The sequence below is a fragment of the Paraburkholderia steynii genome (assembly GCF_900100565.1).
GTDB lineage: Bacteria > Pseudomonadota > Gammaproteobacteria > Burkholderiales > Burkholderiaceae > Paraburkholderia > Paraburkholderia terrae.
Genome location: NZ_FNDI01000003.1, coordinates 68,459 through 86,107 on the forward strand (window position 1 = coordinate 68,459; position 17,649 = coordinate 86,107).

Annotated in this window: 16 protein-coding genes; all 16 read right to left on the reverse strand. The window is 57.6% G+C overall.

The genetic code is table 11. The features are described 5' to 3' along the window. The 16 genes from BLT65_RS06720 to BLT65_RS06795 all read right to left on the reverse strand — a co-directional run bounded on the left by BLT65_RS06720 (window position 1) and on the right by BLT65_RS06795 (window position 17,616). A complete protein-coding gene (locus tag BLT65_RS06720) occupies window positions 1-1,512 on the reverse strand; it encodes an aldehyde dehydrogenase family protein (RefSeq protein WP_091776335.1) in 1,512 nt (503 codons plus the stop codon). Window positions 1,513-1,557: 45 nt separating this feature from the next. Further along, window positions 1,558-3,345 (reverse strand): thiamine pyrophosphate-binding protein, encoded by a 1,788-nt coding sequence (locus BLT65_RS06725; protein ID WP_091776948.1) that lies wholly within the window; start codon window positions 3,343-3,345, stop codon window positions 1,558-1,560. A 370-nt stretch (window positions 3,346-3,715) separates the two neighbouring features. Next, window positions 3,716-5,149 carry an MFS transporter gene (locus BLT65_RS06730; protein ID WP_167306461.1) on the reverse strand — a complete coding sequence of 478 codons (1,434 nt, stop codon included), beginning with the start codon at window positions 5,147-5,149 and terminating at the stop codon, window positions 3,716-3,718. Window positions 5,150-5,178: 29 nt separating this feature from the next. Next, entirely contained in the window at window positions 5,179-6,198 is a 1,020-nt protein-coding gene (locus BLT65_RS06735) for a dihydrodipicolinate synthase family protein (RefSeq protein WP_091776950.1), read from the reverse strand. Between the two features lie 164 nt (window positions 6,199-6,362). Further along, window positions 6,363-7,796, reverse strand: a complete 1,434-nt coding sequence (locus tag BLT65_RS06740; protein ID WP_091776341.1) for an NAD(P)(+) transhydrogenase (Re/Si-specific) subunit beta — start codon at window positions 7,794-7,796, stop codon at window positions 6,363-6,365. Continuing rightward, window positions 7,793-8,116, reverse strand: a complete 324-nt coding sequence (locus BLT65_RS06745) for an NAD(P) transhydrogenase subunit alpha part 2 (RefSeq protein ID WP_007736022.1) — start codon at window positions 8,114-8,116, stop codon at window positions 7,793-7,795. Before BLT65_RS06745 ends, BLT65_RS06740 begins: the two co-directional genes overlap by 4 nt. A gap of 9 nt (window positions 8,117-8,125) precedes the next feature. Next, the gene (locus BLT65_RS06750; RefSeq protein ID WP_091776344.1) at window positions 8,126-9,256 is read right to left on the reverse strand and encodes a Re/Si-specific NAD(P)(+) transhydrogenase subunit alpha; all 1,131 of its coding nucleotides are present in this window, start codon (window positions 9,254-9,256) and stop codon (window positions 8,126-8,128) included. Window positions 9,257-9,295: 39 nt separating this feature from the next. Next, window positions 9,296-10,639 (reverse strand): MFS transporter, encoded by a 1,344-nt coding sequence (locus BLT65_RS06755; RefSeq protein WP_091776347.1) that lies wholly within the window; start codon window positions 10,637-10,639, stop codon window positions 9,296-9,298. A gap of 99 nt (window positions 10,640-10,738) precedes the next feature. Next, window positions 10,739-11,785 (reverse strand): 4-hydroxy-2-oxovalerate aldolase, encoded by a 1,047-nt coding sequence (gene dmpG, locus BLT65_RS06760; RefSeq protein ID WP_091776349.1) that lies wholly within the window; start codon window positions 11,783-11,785, stop codon window positions 10,739-10,741. Window positions 11,786-11,796: 11 nt separating this feature from the next. After that, window positions 11,797-12,735, reverse strand: a complete 939-nt coding sequence (locus BLT65_RS06765; protein ID WP_079501643.1) for an acetaldehyde dehydrogenase (acetylating) — start codon at window positions 12,733-12,735, stop codon at window positions 11,797-11,799. 17 nt (window positions 12,736-12,752) lie between these two features. Beyond that, complete coding sequence (locus BLT65_RS06770; protein WP_007736031.1) at window positions 12,753-12,944, reverse strand: 2-hydroxymuconate tautomerase; 192 nt, start codon at window positions 12,942-12,944, stop codon at window positions 12,753-12,755. Window positions 12,945-12,969: 25 nt separating this feature from the next. Next, on the reverse strand, window positions 12,970-13,758 hold the full coding sequence (gene dmpH / locus BLT65_RS06775; protein ID WP_007736033.1) for a 2-oxo-3-hexenedioate decarboxylase: 789 nt from the start codon (window positions 13,756-13,758) through the stop codon (window positions 12,970-12,972). Between the two features lie 16 nt (window positions 13,759-13,774). Then, window positions 13,775-14,560 (reverse strand): 2-oxopent-4-enoate hydratase, encoded by a 786-nt coding sequence (gene dmpE / locus BLT65_RS06780; protein ID WP_079501644.1) that lies wholly within the window; start codon window positions 14,558-14,560, stop codon window positions 13,775-13,777. A 7-nt stretch (window positions 14,561-14,567) separates the two neighbouring features. Further along, on the reverse strand, window positions 14,568-16,037 hold the full coding sequence (locus BLT65_RS06785) for a 2-hydroxymuconic semialdehyde dehydrogenase (protein ID WP_425273104.1): 1,470 nt from the start codon (window positions 16,035-16,037) through the stop codon (window positions 14,568-14,570). A gap of 18 nt (window positions 16,038-16,055) precedes the next feature. Further along, window positions 16,056-16,739: a class II aldolase/adducin family protein gene (locus tag BLT65_RS06790; protein WP_091776352.1), complete on the reverse strand. Its 684-nt coding sequence runs from the start codon at window positions 16,737-16,739 to the stop codon at window positions 16,056-16,058. A 13-nt stretch (window positions 16,740-16,752) separates the two neighbouring features. Continuing rightward, on the reverse strand, window positions 16,753-17,616 hold the full coding sequence (locus BLT65_RS06795) for a VOC family protein (RefSeq protein WP_079489570.1): 864 nt from the start codon (window positions 17,614-17,616) through the stop codon (window positions 16,753-16,755). Window positions 17,617-17,649 lie beyond the last annotated feature (33 nt).

Here is a 17,649-nt window from a genome sequence, read left to right on the forward strand (position 1 = left end):
TCAGCTTCGAAGCGACACGTTGACGTTCTTGATCCTCGTGAACTCCAGCAACTCTTCCTTCGATTCCTCGCGCCCGATTCCCGACTGCTTGAAACCTCCGAACGGCGCACCCGGGATGTGTATCGAGCAGTCATTGATCCACACGTAGCCCGCCTCGAGGCGCAACGCCGCACGATGCGCACAAACCAGATCACGCGTCCAGATCGACCCCGTCAAGCCGAACTCGACGCCGTTCACGGCGGCAAAAAGTTCGTCTTCGTCGTGCCATTTAAAAACCGAGAGGACCGGGCCAAAAATCTCCTCGCGAGCGATCAGCATCGACGGTTTGACATCCGCGAAGATGGTTGGCTCGATAAAGAATCCTTCCGATAGCAACGGGTCAACCGGATGTTTGCCGCCGCATACGAGCGACGCGCCTTCTTCGAGTCCTGCCCTGATATAGCGCAACGTCCGGTCGTACTGCGCCCGGCTCGCGAGCGCGCCCATCGTCGTGCGCCTGTCGGTTGCAACGCCAGGCTTGTGCATGGTCTGAACGCGATCTGTCAAGGCGGCGAGAAACCGATCGTGAAGCGACTCATGCACGAACAGGCGACTCGTCGAACCGCAGGATTGACCACACCACGTGAAGTTCATGCCTCGAACCGCGCCCGCCACTGCTTGTTCGAAGTCCGCATCTGGAAAAATCACCATCGCGTTCTTTCCGCCGAGCTCCAGCAATGTGTGCTTGAGGGTGTCGGCTGCCGCATGCAGCACCGCCTTTCCGGCGGGCACGCTGCCGATGAGGGCGATGGCCGCGACTTCCGGATGAGCGGCGAGGGCCGCGCCGGTTTCGCGGCCGCCCGTCACGCAATTGAGGACGCCCGCCGGGAAGAGATCCGCGAGCAGCTCCATGAGCCGAATGGTGGATAGCGGCGCCTGTTCCGGTGGCTTGATCACGACCGTGTTACCCGCCGCGAGTGGCGCAGCGATCTTGCCAGCCGCAAACATGAAGGGGTGATTGAAAGGAAAAATCCGCGCGACAACGCCCAACGGTTCACGCACCGTATAGTTAAGTGAACCGTTGCCCGTGGGAATCGTTTCCCCCTTCATTTCGAGCACCAACCCCGCAAAGTACTCGAGTTGCGTGGCGGCAATCTCGGCGTCCGCCATCATCGCGCTGATGGGATTGCCGCAATCGGCCGAGTCGAGCAGCGCGAGTTCGAGGGCGTTCGCACGAATACGCATGGCAGCTTCGCGCAGGCGCCGACCACGCTCCAGCGGCGGCACGCTCGCCCAGCCGGGTGCCGCGTTCCTCGCCGCGCACACTGCGGCATCGACCTCCGCGGCGCCGCCAACGAAAACCTCCGCGAGTAGTGCGCCGCTGGACGGATTGAACGTTGCAAGTTTCTGTACCTCAGCAGGTGTGTGCCATTGACCGCCCCAGTACAAGCCACTGGACTGTGGGATCAGGGACGCGATGCGCGAAGAAAGGTTCTCCTCGCCCTCCTGCACGCGCGGCAATTCGTTGCTCATTGCGATGTCTCCAGTTCAATCTCAAAGTCGAGCTGACCAATCGGCTCATTCGGTCTTGGATCTCGTCATGCCTGACGACATGGACGGGCTGTATCCCGGATCGACACGCACGTCCACCACGACGGTCCTTCCATCCCGCAGAGCATTCACCGCCTGCGCTAACGCTGTGTCAAGATCCTCAGCGCGCGCGACCGGCCCGATGCCGACAAGGCCCTGCCCCCTGGCGATCATGGCGAGATCTGGCTCCGGATCCGCGATGCGTTGGCCAATCCAGCGATTCTCGACCGGGCGGTGCCGATCCTTCGCCACGCGCTCCTGATGCAGCTCGTCGTTGAAGAAGGAACAGTTGTTCGCAACGATGACGAGCAAGGGTATCCGCGCGTTGGCAGCGGTCCACAGCGCAGTCACGCCCATCATGTAGTCACCATCGCCAATCACGGCAACCGGCAGGCGACCGCTGCCCTTCAAGGCAAGTGCCGCGCCGACGGCCATCCCCGGGCCTGATCCAATTCCGCCACCACCGTCGTAGCCGAGATAATCAAGAGGATGGTGGAAGTCCCACATGTCGCCACTCCAGCCGAGCGGCAATCGGATAAGGCAGACATCATGGCCGGCCGTAGTGCGCCGCAGCGACTGCGCCAAGGAGGCGATGCTCATCGACTCACCGGAACTTGACACGTTCTCTCGAGGCGGCACCTTCACCGGCACGGGTGACGCGCGCTTCGGTAGCGCTTCGCGTAGAAGCGCGACGACCGGGTCAGGTTCGGACATCATATAAAGGTCGACCGGTGCGAGTCCCTGATGATCCATGGACCAGCCGTTATGGATATATTGATCCACCGATACCTGGATGACGCGACTCCCTACCGCGTCCTCGCCCCACGCCTGCTTGAGCGTCCCGCCGAGGTCGACCCAGTCCAGACTCAGGACAACATCGGCGGATCTCAACTCGGCGGCCGCAGTGGGTGAGAGAAAGAAACCGGGCGCGGCAACATGCAGCGGATGGTCAGTGGGGAATGCCGCTCCTACCTTCAGGTCCGTCAACACCCGCGCACCTAGTGCTTCAGCAAGTCCGACGCGGTGCCGCCAGGCAGCTTCGTCGCGCGAGACTCGCCCCGCCAGGATCACCGGGGAACTCGCCTCGGCAAGCCATGCGACCGCCTTGCCGAGGTCCGCTTCCGATGGCCGCGCGGAGGTTGCCGGCAGGTAACGCGCCGGGTCGGGAAGAACCGGTTCGTTGCTCAATTCGGTTTCCTGAAGCGCTGCGTCGAAACACACGTAGGTCGGGCCGTTCGGCGCAGTGCGGGCAATTTGCGCGGCACGCAGCAGGGCCTCGAACGCAGCCGGGACCGAGGCCGGCTGCGCGTCCCACTTCGTGAACTGTCGCACGAGTGCACCCTGATCCTGCGCGGTATGAAGCCAGTCAATCCAGGGGCGACGCAGCGCGGCATCGACGGGCCCTGTAGCGCCCAGCACAAGCACGGGAACCCGGTCGGCCCAGGCGTTGTAGATCGCCATCGACGCATGCATCAGCCCCACATTGCTGTGCACGATCGCGCCGAGCATCTGCCCCGTTACCTTTGTATAACCGTGTGCGATAGCGATCGCGTGCTCTTCGTGCAACACTACAATCATCTGCGGATTTTGATTACCCAGATAATTCACAAGACTGTCGTGCAGTCCACGAAAGCTTGCGCCCGGATTGAGCAACACATACGGGATATCCAACTTGCGCAACATCTGCGCGATCGCGTCGCTACCCCAGACAACGCTACTATCCTCGGAGGGCGCCGGTATGTCCCTTCGGACGGCAGCGCGGTCTACGTCACTCATCAATATGGCCTCATTCAAGTTCAAGTCGCTTTCCTCGCATTTTGCAAAAAGGCTCCCGATGAAGCCTCAAGCTCTCGACTGCGACTATATGACTATCAAAGCGCATTGATCAATCTTGAACGTAGAATCAATGTAGGCTAACGGTGAAGCACAGTTGAGTGTCAGACTCGGCTTTAGGTGGCTTCATCCGGCACGACGCCAGAGCATCACTGCGAATCCATACCGAACTACTGTCTCGATTAATGCACTACCGCAACGTTGAAGCGGCGCTGAGAATTTCGATTTGCATGATGGACCGCCGATGCACCCGAAGGAGACAGCATTCAGTAGTCTCGCGCCCCCGAAGGGGCGCCGGGTCCATCTCTGTAAATCAATACTTTGCCTGTTGGCTTCGGAAGCCATTCTTTTCCTCGGATGGAGGAAGGCTATTCGTTTGGAGTACTCGAAGACTTTCGACGTCCTCGAGTCGCTGCCCTTTTGTCTCGAGTGCGAATACTGCAGCGACCGCTCCGCCGAGAGCAACTATGGACAAGGCGCAAAACACCACCGACACACCAAAGTTCGGCAACACGTTCCCGATTACCACTGGCCCTAACGCGGCGCAGATTCGCAGTATCGAACTGGCGACCCCCGTTCCCAGCGCTCTTACCTCAGTAGGATAGATTTCTGGAGTGTACAGATAGACGAGCAAGGCGTTGGTATTCAGCGCTGCGTATGCGACTGTTGCACAGGCGACAACGAACGCAATATTTGTCGACTCGTACCACCACAACGATCCAAGCGCCGCCGCAGCCGTCAAAAAAGCAATCACAAAGCAGTTTCGGCGGCCAACAAAGTCGACAGACAGGGCGCAAAGCAAGCACGCAACCAACCCACAGAAGCTGGCTATAAGCGAAGCGTGCAACGAATCAGCCAAGCTTAGATGGTAGTATTTTCTGTAGAGCGTCGGAAGCCAGCTAACCACGCCGTAGTTGACGAGACCGGTCACGGCCCAGATTACCCAGACCACCATCGTCCTGCCGCGATAGGCACGTGAAACGAGCAAGCCTATGCCGGATCTCGATCTTCGCGTGCAGAAGAATTCCTCGCGTGGAACGCGGTCGCGATGTGAGTAACTGTTCTCACCCGTCATCACACGCATCACATTCTCGGCTGCCCTATATTGCCCTCTGGCAACGAGCCATCTGGGGCTTTCGGGAAGGATGCGCCACATCACTACTGATAGAATAAGCGGTGCGCCACCGATAAAAAAGAGCGGTCGCCACCCGAAGCGTGGGACCAGCCAGTTCGCGAGAAAGGCGGTCACAAGCAGGCCAATCACGAAGCTGAGTTCATACAACAGGAAAGTCTTACCTCGCTTTTTCCCAATCGCAATTTCATTGATGTAAGTGGCCGCCACAGGTATTTGCCCGCCGATGCCGATTCCCTGAAGGAATCGCAGAGCGCAGAGAATCAGGTAAGACTGTGCGAACCCACATCCAATGCCGACTATCGCCATGATGGCGATTGCGATGCTAGCGGTTTTGACTCGCCCGAACCGTTCTGCGGCGGCGCCGAACATGATCGCACCGATAATCTGACCGACAAAGCCGGCCGTGATGAGGGCGCCAACCTCTGGTGGCGATAAATGCCAAGCCTCCATGAGTACGGGGATGGCATATGCAATCGACAACATATCGAACGCGTCAAAGAACGTTGCGGCGCCCATCGTCAGCCGAGCTTTTCTATAGAACCGCGCCGTATCCGACGTCTCCAGCTTCATCAGGATCGCTTCCTTACGATCCTCGACCGGAATATTGCTCATGCGCGTCTCCTTGACGTGAAGGTCTACTGTCACATTCCTGACGCAGGAACTGTCCATCCAAACCGAAGGAGTTGCTCATCGAGGTCTTCGCGCACACTCAAGCCGGCACGATGAAGCAATTCCAGGCACGCGGTGACCTCTACCTGAGTCGGAGAAGGAAGCGGAGGCCGCATCGATGGGTTGTCAACCAACCCACGCAACCAGCTTGCGAGACGGTAGCGGATATGCAGTCGGCCCCATTCGTCGTAAACCCACTCTTGCAGCTGTCGCAGCCCTCCTTCCCATATCGCGTTAGCCTTTTTCAGGTCTCCAGATTCCCACGCTTCGATATGAGCGAGCATCGGTTCCAGCGCGTAACACCATGCACCACACACCGTTCCGTCCATCTGAGAAGAAGCAAGATTCTCATGAAAGAAATGTGCTGCCGCCCCCATCAGCCCAACCTCAGGACGACTGTCTCGAAGGGCACGTGCGATTCGTCGATAGCCGTCATACGAGTACGTCATTTTCCAGCCGATGATATTCGGTACTGCGTTGCAGATATGCACCGCCGTTTCCGCTGGAAGACCAATGCCGTACTTCGGAGACGGCGGCCCAATCGGGTGGGTAAGAATGGGAAGATTGACAGACCGGTCTTGAGCCTTGATCTGGTCTAGCCATACATCCGGATAGCGAAGCGGGTCCCAGTTATACGTGATGTCCATCGCTCCACCGGGCGGAATCACGAAAATCCCATCGACGCCGAGGTCCTTTGCGTCGCGCGTTGACTCTACAAGTTCACTAGTGGTGGGAGCATATACGCCTGCGAATACCGGAAGCTTTCGGTCGACCTCCTCCAGAACAATCTCAATGGCGCGTTGCTTTTCCTCCCCACTCATGTAGAACACTTCGCCCGCCTCGGGATTAACGATCAAACCGCCTCGACTTGCGAAGGGCGAATTCAGGAAATATCGAGTAAAGCGCCGGATACCATCTTCGTCGAGCGAAAAATCCACTTTCGTGGGCAGCAACATCGCCACAAAAAACCGCTTCGCGTAATCGTGTGCCATTCGCACCTCCATATTGGTAACGGGTTTTACAGCAAAGCTACATTCGAGGGCCTCGTCAAAAACGGGCTTTCGATCGCGCTAGCCACACTGACGCTTGTTGCGCGCTTCCATCAAGTCAACGCCACTTGTCGAGCCTTTCCGGACGTCCGGTCGCTCCACTCGTGTCAGTCGACAGCCTTCACGAGTTCCTCGACCACCTTCTTTGCATCTCCGAAAATCATCATCGTCTTATCCAAATAGAACAGTTCGTTGTCGAGTCCCGCGTAACCAGCCGCCATCGAACGCTTGTTAACAATGATTGATCGTGATTTGTAGGCATCCAGAATCGGCATACCTGCGATTGGAGAACCTGGATCCGTCTTGGCTGCGGGGTTAACGACGTCGTTTGCCCCAAGAACCAGAACCACGTCTGTCTGACCGAAGTCGGGGTTGATGTCCTCCATCTCATGGACCTGCTCATATGGAACCTCAGCCTCGGCCAGCAACACGTTCATATGGCCAGGCATGCGACCAGCGACAGGATGAATTGCGTACTTCACCGCAACTCCCTTTCCAGCCAGTTTTTCCGTAAGCTCCTTGAGTGCATGTTGCGCCCTGGCAACTGCAAGTCCGTAGCCCGGCACAATGATTACGGACTCAGCGTTTTGCAACATGAAAGCCGCGTCGTCCGCTGACCCCTGCTTTACCGAACGGTTCGCTCCCTGGCTAGAACCTGCGGTTACTGCACTCGCCCCACCCAAACCACCGAGCAGCACATTGAAGAACGAGCGGTTCATCGCCCGGCACATGATGTACGAGAGAATCGCACCCGAGGAGCCAACAAGCGAGCCGGCCACGATCAGCATGGGATTGTTCAATGAAAATCCGATACCAGCAGCCGCCCAACCGGAGTACGAATTCAGCATCGAAACCACCACTGGCATATCGGCGCCACCGATCGGAATGATGATGAGCACGCCGAGTACGAACGCGGCCAAAGACAATACAAGGAAGGTCGACCAATGCTGCGTCCAAACAAACGTAGCTCCGCAGGCCAAAATGGCAAGCAACAACAGCAGGTTAAGCCAATGCTGGCCCTTGTACTGAATAGGTGCGCCCTGAAAGAGCCGAAACTTGTAACGCCCCGACAGCTTGCCAAAGGCGATAACAGAGCCGGAGAAGGTAACCGCTCCCACCAGCGATCCGAGTGCGAGTTCGACGCGATTGCCGTACGGAATTTCTCTATCAACGGTCAAGATACCGAACGCTGCGGGATCGGACACGATCGCAAACGCGATACAGACTGCCGCGAGCCCGATAAGCGAGTGCATTGCCGCGACGAGTTCCGGCATCTTGGTCATTTCGACACGAGCCGCAAGCAGAGCACCAACTGCCCCTCCCGCGAGCAAGCCGACAATGACGAGCGGGAAGCCAAAGCCTATCGCGCTACTACCGCTTTGCAGGATCAGAATCCCCGTCGTCAGGATAGCGATCGCCATGCCGGCCATCCCAAACACGTTTCCGAGACGTGCTGTTTTCGGATGAGACAGACCTTTTAATGCCTGGATGAAACAGACAGACGCCACCAGGTAGAGAAGTGTTGATACGTTTGCACTCATTCCGCTCTGCTCCCTTTACCACTAACCTTGACCTCTTTCTTCCTGAACATCTCAAGCATTCGTCTTGTGACGAGAAATCCTCCGGCGACGTTCACCGACGCAAGCGCGACCGCGACCACGCCAAAGGCTTTCGCGCCGACGCCAACAGTAAGTCCAGCAGCCAGCATGGCGCCCACGACAACGATTGCCGAGATGGCATTCGTTACAGCCATCAAAGGCGTGTGTAGTGCCGGGGTGACGGTCCAAACGACGTGATACCCGACGTAAATCGCAAGAACGAACGTAATCAGATTTGTAATAGTATGGTTCACGACTTCCATGACTTCTCCTCACGCCGCAAGAGGCGTCGCACCTTGATGACAGATCAGTGATGCCGAAACAATTTCGTCGTCCATGTTCAACGCGAAACTCCCGTCTTTCGCCGTCAGGTTCCTGACAAACTCGAGCATGTTTCTGGCGTAAAGCGCCGACGCATCGGTGGCCACTGACGCAGCTAGATTCGTCGGTCCAGCGATCTGCACACCGTGGCAGATCACCGTCTCGTCAGCCACGCTCAAGGCGCAGTTGCCGGCACCCGCCTGCCCTCGCCCGGCAGCGAGATCGACGATTACTGACCCAGGTCTCATTTCGGAAACAACGTTTTCTGCGAGAAGAAGCGGTGCCGGTTTACCGGGTATGAACGCCGTGCAGATCACAATGTCCGCGGCGGTTGCACGCTCGCGGACTTTCCGGGCCTGGCGCTCGAGCCAACTCGCCGGCATGGGCTGTGCATAGCCGCCCTTGCCCTCTGCTGCCTGCCGCTCTTCGTCGGTCTCGAATGGCACGTCTACAAACTTGGCTCCAAGCGACTCAATCTGCTCACGCGCCGCCGGTCGAACGTCGGATGCCTCAATGACCGCGCCAAGGCGTTTGGCCGTCGCAACCGCCTGCAGGCCAGCAACACCCGCCCCCAGGATCAGCACACGCGCAGCCTTGACAGTCCCTGCGGCCGTCATCAGCATGGGCATGAACCGTTGATACAAACCGGTGGCAAGCGTAATCGCACGATAGCCGGCGATATTCGCTTGTGACGACAGAACGTCCATTGCTTGCGCTCTCGTTGTTCTCGGCACCAACTCGAGGGCAAACGCCGTCAAACCAGCATTGCCGAGCTTATGACGCAAATCAGCGTTGAACGGCTCGAGCATGCCTATCAACACCGTGCCCCCCTTAAGCAGACCAAGTTCCTCGTCGTCGGGCGCCCAGAGTTTCAAGACCAGATCGGCGCCGAATGCCGACTCCTTGTCCACAAGCGCTGCACCCGCCTCGACATAGGCCGCGTCAGGAAAATGCGAATTATCTCCGGCTCCGTGTTGGATCAGAAGTTCATAGCCGAGTAACTTCAACTTTCTAACAGTCTCTGGCGTTGCTGCCACACGTGTTTCACCACACCTACTTTCTTTAGGAATCCCTATTTTCATAGTAATACACCTTCTTCGTTTCTAAAATCACTGGCCAACTTATGGACGTTCGGTTATCTCCAGCTTCAACGGCGGCACCGCGTCGGCTAGTCGGCGGGTTTGAACGCTTTTCATCAAGAGCATCAACGCCGCCGCGATAGAAACAGGAATTGCAACCAATCCGAACACTGTCGACATGTTTCCCAAAGCGGCCAACAACACCCCGCCTGCCATTGATCCACATATCGAACCGACGCGGCCCATTCCTAGCGCCCAGCTCACACCGGTGGCGCGTACTTCGCTACGATAGAAGCGCGCAGTCAACGCATTTGCTCCCGTCTGGGAGCCGGCCACGCCAACACCGGCGCCGAAGACCGCAAATTGCAGAAGAACGGAATGGTGAACGCTCCCGCCAAGAAGCAGAAGGGAAATGGCGGCAATGGCGTATGAGCAAGCCAGCACGATGTAAGGATCCCGTCTGTCCATCAAATATCCGATGACGACGGCTCCGACTGTTCCGCCAAGTGGGAGCATTGCCCCGAGACGGGCCGCTTCAGAAATCGAGTAGCCCGAATCCTTCAGCGCCAGGGGAAGCCAACTCGACAGCAGGTAGAACGCGGACAAAGTACAGAAATAGGTTAGCCAAAGCAGCATCGTTCCTGACCGGACGTCCCGTGCAAACAAGCCCCCCACGGGAATCGATGCGCGAAGTTGGGCACTGTCTTCGACCTCGATGGCCGTAATGCCTGGATTGAGCCTCTCTGCAATTCGCAGGACTTCGTTGGCATGCCGCCCATTGGCGAGGAGATAGTCGAGCGATTCGGGCAGATATACGACCAGAAATGGCACAAGTATCAGTGGAGCCAGACCGCCGGCAACCAGTACGCCTCGCCAGCCTGTGAGAGGAAGGAGCCACGCGACGATCCAGCCGCCAATCGCGAACCCGAGCGTAAATCCGCAGAAAGTGGCTGTAACAAGAAGGGAGCGAAAACGGGCCGGACTATATTCCGAGCTCAGCGTAATTACGTTTGGCATTGCCCCACCGAGACCGAGGCCGGTCAGCAGTCGCAGCACGGCCATCTGTTCAGGTGACTGTGCGAACGCCGACGCCACGCTGCCACATCCGAAAAAGACAACAGATGCAACTAGCACCTTTTTGCGGCCGATGCGATCCGCTACCGGTCCAAACAGGAAGCATCCAAGCATCAAACCCAGCATCCCTGAGCCGAAAATCTTTCCCATATTCGCCGTCTGCATGGACCATTGCCCGCGCAGCGAGGAAGCCAGGTAGCCAACTGACGCTATATCGAATCCGTCAATCGTTACAATAAGAAGGCAATAGACGAGCACCGTGACCTGCAGACGCGAAATGCCCTTGCCATTCATCAAATCCGCCGCTTTCATGTCTCCTCCTGCGGTCGTTGATACGCGTTCTCCCTAGCCGACGGACCTGAAGTCCGTCAGCGTTTCTCGTATAGTTTTGGGAGAAGTTTCCTGCCTGGCTCAGGCGGCTTTTTCAGCCTGACCCTGACTTTCGCGCTTTTTGAGATCCAGCGCGACATCGATGATCATGTCTTCCTGACCGCCGACCATCCGTCGACGACCCAGTTCCACAAGGATGTCCACCGTCGAAAGCCCGTACTTCCTCGCCGCAACCTCGGCGTGTCTGAGGAAGCTTGAATAGACACCTGCGTAGCCGAGCGCCAGCGTCTCGCGGTCAACCCGAACCGGACGGTCCTGAAGTGGCCGGACGATGTCGTCCGCTGCATCCATCAGTCGGTAGAGGTCACAGCCGTGGTTCCAGTTAAGACGGCTCACGGCTGCAATGAAAACTTCAAGCGGCGCATTTCCTGCACCGGCTCCCATGCCAGCAAGGCTCGCATCAATGCGGTCACAGCCTTCCTCCACTGCGACAATGGAGTTGGCCACGCCCAGACTCAGGTTGTGATGCGCATGAATGCCGGTTTGCGTTTCGGGTTTCAGAACGTCCTTGAATGCTCGAAACCTCTCTCGAACAGCATTCATATCCAGCGCACCGCCCGAGTCCACGACATACACACAGCTTGCACCGTAAGATTCCATGAGCTTGGCTTGCTCCGCGAGCTTCGCAGGTTCGGCCATGTGACTCATCATCAGAAACCCGACTGCATCCATGCCGAGCTCGGCCGCATATTCAATATGCTGCTTCGAAATATCAGCTTCGGTGCAGTGCGTCGCGATGCGCACTACACGCGCGCCGGCATCGTACGCTTCGCGCAGGTGATGAACGGTGCCGACACCAGGCAGCAATAGAGTAGCGACCTTTGCGCGCTGCACCACCTCCGCGACTGCAGCAATCCATTCGATATCAGTGTGAGCGCCGAAGCCGTAGTTGAAGGAGGAGCCGGCGAGACCGTCGCCGTGCGCAACCTCAATGCTATCCACGCCCGCGGCATCCAGCGCTTGCGCGATCGCCTTGACGTTCGCGATGCTGTATTGGTGACGCACAGCATGACTTCCGTCTCGCAGGGTCACATCAGAGATGTACAGTTTCTTTTCCAACGGGTTCATTACCCTCTCCTTCATACGACAAATGCCGACTCTGCAAACCGTTCAGCACACGTCAAAGCGGCGCTCGTCATAATGTCGAGGTTGCCTGCGTACGCGGGCAGATAGTGCGCTGCACCTTCCACCTCAAGAAGAACCGTCGTCTTGAGACCTGAGACCTTTCCGAGCCCCGGTACGTTGAGGGGGTTCGCGTCGTCATAAAGGTCGAACTGGACGCTTTGCTTGAGCCGATAGCCGGGGACATACGCCTGTACCTTGGCAACCATATCAGCCACACTCCGCTCGATCAGGGCAGTATCTACCGGCTCAGAAAGGGTGTAGACCGTGTCCCGCATCATCAGAGGCGGCTCGGCCGGATTGAGGACAATGATCGCCTTGCCCTTTTCCGCACCACCGACCTTCTCGATCGCACGAGTAGTCGTCTCGGTGAACTCGTCAATGTTTGCCCGAGTCCCCGGTCCTGCGGACTTGCTTGCAATAGACGCAACGATCTCGGCGTATTTGACCTTCGCCACCTGCGAAACCGCAGCAACGATAGGGATCGTTGCCTGGCCACCGCACGTCACCATATTGATGTTCGGTGCGTCGAGTTCCTCGTCCAGGTTAACTACTGGAACAACGTAAGGCCCAATCGCGGCAGGCGTGAGATCTATGACCTTAATGCCTCGCGCGACCAGCAATTCACTGTGCCGGGCATGCGCACCCGCTGAAGTCGCATCAAAGACAATCTTGATCTCCCCGATGCCTGGCCACGCAAGAAGGCCCTCGATGCCGTCCGAGATTGCGGCGACACCCAGTCGCTCTGCTCGTGCGAGACCGTCCGACTTCGCGTCAATGCCTACCAACGCCGCAACTTCAAGATTCTTACCGTAGCGCAACACCTTCATCATCAGATCGGTTCCAATGTTTCCAGATCCGATAATCGCTACTTTTGACCGTCCTGTATCACTCATATCTCGCTCCTGACAGGTTATCGCCCGAGTTCCTTGGCCGTTTTCCCCCCAATGCCCCAATGCGTCTTGGGCATTTCGCTAATCAGGACCCGAACTGATTCTCGCGGAGCGCCCACTTGTTCAACAGTCGCGGACGTCAGCGCCTCAATGAGTTTGGTCTTCTGTTCGTCGCTGCGACCTTCCATCATGTAAACCTGAATAATCGGCATTGCTTTTCCTCAGTGTCTGTGCGTGTCAAACGAACCGCATGGAAAGTGATCCGAGGCTTTGATATCGAACTGCAATACTGTCGCCCGCTTCCACCGGAATCGCTTCGGTGACGCCACCGGTCATGATGAACGCACCCGCCGGAAGTTCTTCTTCGCGTTGCGCAAGCATGTTCGCCAGCATCGCTACGCTATGTGCGGGATGTCCGAGCACCGCCGCGCCAGCTGCGGTCGCAACGACTTCACCATTCTTCTCGAGGACCACGCCCAAAGTTTTCAAATCAAGACCATCCACCGACTTGTGGGCGCCCCCCACGACAAACTTCGCAGCAGAAGTGTTATCTGCGATAACGCTCTTCACGTCGAACTTGAAATCCAGATACCGCGAGTCGATGACCTCGACGGCGGGTATAACAAAGTCCGTTGCTGCCAGTACGTCGGCGATCGTGCAGCCCGGCCCTTTCAACGGGCGCTTGAGCACAAAGGCGATTTCCGCTTCCACCTTCGGGTGGATAAGATCCTTCGTGGAAATGCTCGAACCGTCGAAGCAGTACCCGTAGTCTGTGAGAAAGCCACGCACGGGCTCCGCCACGCCCATCTGGCGCATTTTCGCGTGCGACGTCAAACCCATCTTGTAACCGACGATGCGCACGCCCCGCTCCTCTTTGCGCCGACGGATCTCATCCTGAATCGCATACGCATCCTCCCAGTCAAGCTCAGGGAATTCCTGCGTAATCTTCGTGACTTCGCGGCGTTCGATCTCGGCGGATTCGAGCTTTTCCGCGAGATACGCGATGGTGCTTTTATCGAGATTCATTCCTTCCTCACATTCTTTAGCTAAACCGCACCGATGCAGTGCCGATGCCGCCCAGTCGAACCTGAAGGCTGTCACCGACATTTACCGGAACCATCGTGGCAAGCGACCCCGACAAAATAACCTCTCCTGCACGTAGTCCAAATCCGTGACGGCCTAGCGTATTTGCCAGCCATGCAACTGCGTTTGCGGGGTGCCCGAGTGCCGCTGCGCCTGCGCCCGTCGCGACGATCTCTCCATTCTTTTCCAGGGTCATGCCCACCGTGGACAAGTCGATCTTCGACGGGTCAATCGCGCTGTCACCTAGCACGAACGCACCCGACGATGCGTTGTCGGCAACGGTATCCGTGATCGTAATCTTCCAGTCCTTGATACGGGAGTCGACGAGTTCGAAGCAAGGCATGACGAACTCCGTCGCCCGAAGGACGTCTGCAACCGTGACTCCGGGGCCAGAAAGGTCATGCTTCAAGACGAACGCAATTTCACCCTCCGCTTTGGGCGCGATGAACTGTTCCAGTGGAACCGTGGCGCCGTCCTGATAGGCCATCCCAGATGTCAGCACGCCGAAGTCAGGTTGGTTGACCTGGAGCAGATCCATGACGACCTTGCTTGTCACACCGACCTTCTTGCCTACCACTCGCTCGTTGCGCACGGAAACGCGCAAGTTCATCATTTCGATCTGAATGCGATAGGCGTCCTCGATTGTCATATCGGGCACTCGTGAAGAAAGCGGCAAAACCGGCTCCCGGGTGACGAGTGACTGATAAAGCTCCGCGCCATAGCGCTTGATTTCCGAGACCTCCATACTCACCTCAAAGCTGAATACAAACGTTGCGAAGTTCCGTATAGAACTCCAGCGAATGAACGCCACCCTCCCGCCCAATCCCCGACGCCTTAGAGCCGCCGAAGGGTGTTCGCAGATCGCGCAGGAACCATGAGTTGATCCAGCAAAGGCCAACTTCGATCGAAGCTGCAAGGCGGTGGGCAGTTCCGATATTGCTGGTCCATACTGAGGTGCATAGCCCGTATTCGCTCGCGTTGGCAAGGCCGACGACTTCTTCTTCGGTGTCGAACGGAGCAATATGGCAGCAGGGACCAAAGATTTCTTCCTGGATCACCGCGGAGGTTTCAGGCAGCCCTGTCCAGATTGTTGGCTGGACCCACGATCCTTCCGCCAGCTTCCCGTCGAGCGGAGGCACGCCACCGCCCGTAATGACTGTCGCTCCATCCGCTTGCGCACGCGCGTAGTACGAAAGCACCTTCTGCTGATGCTCCTGCGATATCAGCGGACCGAAGTTCATCTCCTTGTCGTAGGGACTTCCAAGCTTCAATGATTCTGCTTTGGCCTTAAGCGCTGCCACGAACTTATCGAAAATCGGGCGTTGAACATACACACGCTCCGTGCCGAGGCACACCTGTCCGCTGTTCGCAAATACCGACCGCGTCACCCCTTCGATTGCTTTATCGAACTCGCAGTCCGCAAATACGATCGCGGCGTTCTTGCCACCCAATTCGAAAGATACTGGGCGCGTACCGTGAGCTGCCGCCTTCATAATGGCTTCACCGGTGCGTGTTTCGCCGGTAAAGGTAATGGCGTTGACCCCTCCGTGCGTAGTCAGATATTCGCCAGCGGAGCCCGGTCCAAAGCCATGAACGACGTTGTACACACCGGGAGGCACCCCGACCTCGTTCATCACTTCGCCGAGCAGAGTGGCCGTACCGGGAGTTTCCTCCGAGGGCTTCACGATGACCGAGTTACCACAAGCGAGTGCTGGCCCAACCTTCCAGGTCATAAGCAGCAGCGGCAGGTTCCACGGACAGATGACGCCCACGACGCCCTTCGGCACCCGGATCGCATAGTTGAGCGCCTTTCCACCGCTCGGTGTGGTCATCTCAAATGACTCCGTCGGCGCATTCTTAATGACGTCCGCGAAGATCTTGAAGTTCGCTGCACCGCGCGGGATGTCCAGATGGCTAGCCAGCGAGTGCGGTTTACCCGTGTCGGCGATTTCCGCAGCCAGGAAGTCATCAAACCGTTGGTTAATTCCGTCCGCGATAGCGTAGAGCAGTTCGACCCGCTCCTGAACACTGAAGCGGCCCCATGGTCCGGAAAGCGCGGCGCGTGCAGCCTTTACTGCAGCGTCGACCTCCGATGCTCCGGCTTCATGCACGAGTCCGATGAGGCTGCCGTCCACAGGATTGACGTTCCGGAAATGGCGCTCCGTCGACACCCATTCGCCATTGATAAAATTCTGGAATGTGGAGTTTTCTCGCATTTGCATTTCAATCTTCCATGTAATTCAGAGTTCGCAGTCGCCCGCAGACAGGTAGTCCCACATCCGTTCCAGAATCCTTCCGGAAAAGGTTGCACGGGTTTCACACTGCGTCTGCGTCAGCGTCTTTCCCGGCCGGGCGGCACCACAACCCAGAACATCAAGCTCCACGCGCGCCGCGTCCTCCAGATACCACGTCAACACAAGCACTTCTTCAGGAGAGCTTCCCGCGACGACTGCACCGTTGCCTCGCATTACAACGGCCCTGCTTTTGCCCATTACCTGAACCAACGCGCTAGCCTGCTCATCCGAACGGATAAGAAGGGGGTCGTCCCAAAGGGGAACGAATGGTGCGAAGTAGCTGCCGAAACCATGCCGGGGCTCCGGTGTGAGCGACAAGGTCGAAAGCGACATCACCTTGGGCGGCATGCTTCTGGCGACCGACCGAATATCTGGACGTTGGGAATAAATCTGCTGGTGGATCCTAACCTCACCGAGTACGCCATCGGGCAACGCGCCTGTCACGGGGACGACCGTGCCCTCGTCGGAGCTTTCCAGCAGCGTCATTGGCTTTGGCGCACAGACGAGGAAATGGTTGGCGTCAAGGCGCACACTGTAGTGCCCGTAAGCGTGTGCAAGCCCAGCCCTACCAAGTGAGCGTGCCGCGACTCTCAGCTTCCGGTTGAGGTCGGAATGAACGTTCTCAGACATCGCCCGCTCCAATTCAGACCGAAAATTCTTCGATGTTGGGCTTGGCACCCCACATGCAGAAGCCCGTCGGACCGAAAGGAAACTGACGCGGCTTATAGTCTCTTTCCTGATCGGCCGTGATGAGGCGCACACCTGTCGAGTACTCGTAAATCATCCCGTCAGGGCCTGCGAAATACAGGAAGGCCGCGCCAGACGTAGGATGTCGACCAGGACCGAAGCGAATGGGTACGCCGCGCTCAAGCAGGAAGTAATATGACCGCATCAGGTCATCGATACTGTTGACCTGAAAGTTGACGTGCTGGACACCTGCGTGGTCCGAGGGAAACAGCGCGATCTTGTGGTGCACTTCGTCGATGCGCAGAAGCGGCGCGTCGCCGATTCGGTCAGATACGCGCGCGTTGCAAACCGTCGTCCAGAATTCCTCGTCGCGAGCGGCATTTGTTGTACGAAGACCAACATGGCTGAACGACTCGATGCCCGCGTCGCGCGACCCATGATATCTGCGACTGCTCTCATGAGGACGCAGCACCAGATCAATCTTATTGCCGGTCGGATCGACGAATGTAATGAAGTCTTCGACACGTCGCATTTCACTTTCGTCGCGACTTCCTCGCTTCACCGGCGTTCGCATTGCCTCAAGCTGCGCTGCCGCGCCGTCCAGTTCTTCGGCCGTCGTTACCTCGAAAGCAACAACATGTTCTGCCGGGTTACCTTCGTAGTAACAGACCGAATGGTCACGATTGTCGCTGCGAAAATAGACGAAGGGACCTTCTCGCCGAACCTCCTGCAGACCCAGTATTTCCTGCGCGTATTTGACAGTAGACTGAAGGTCACTCGTTGCGAGGCGGACGTATCGAATGTCGTGTAGGTTGATCACAGTCTGTCTCCAGCTTTTCTTGATTGGCAGCAG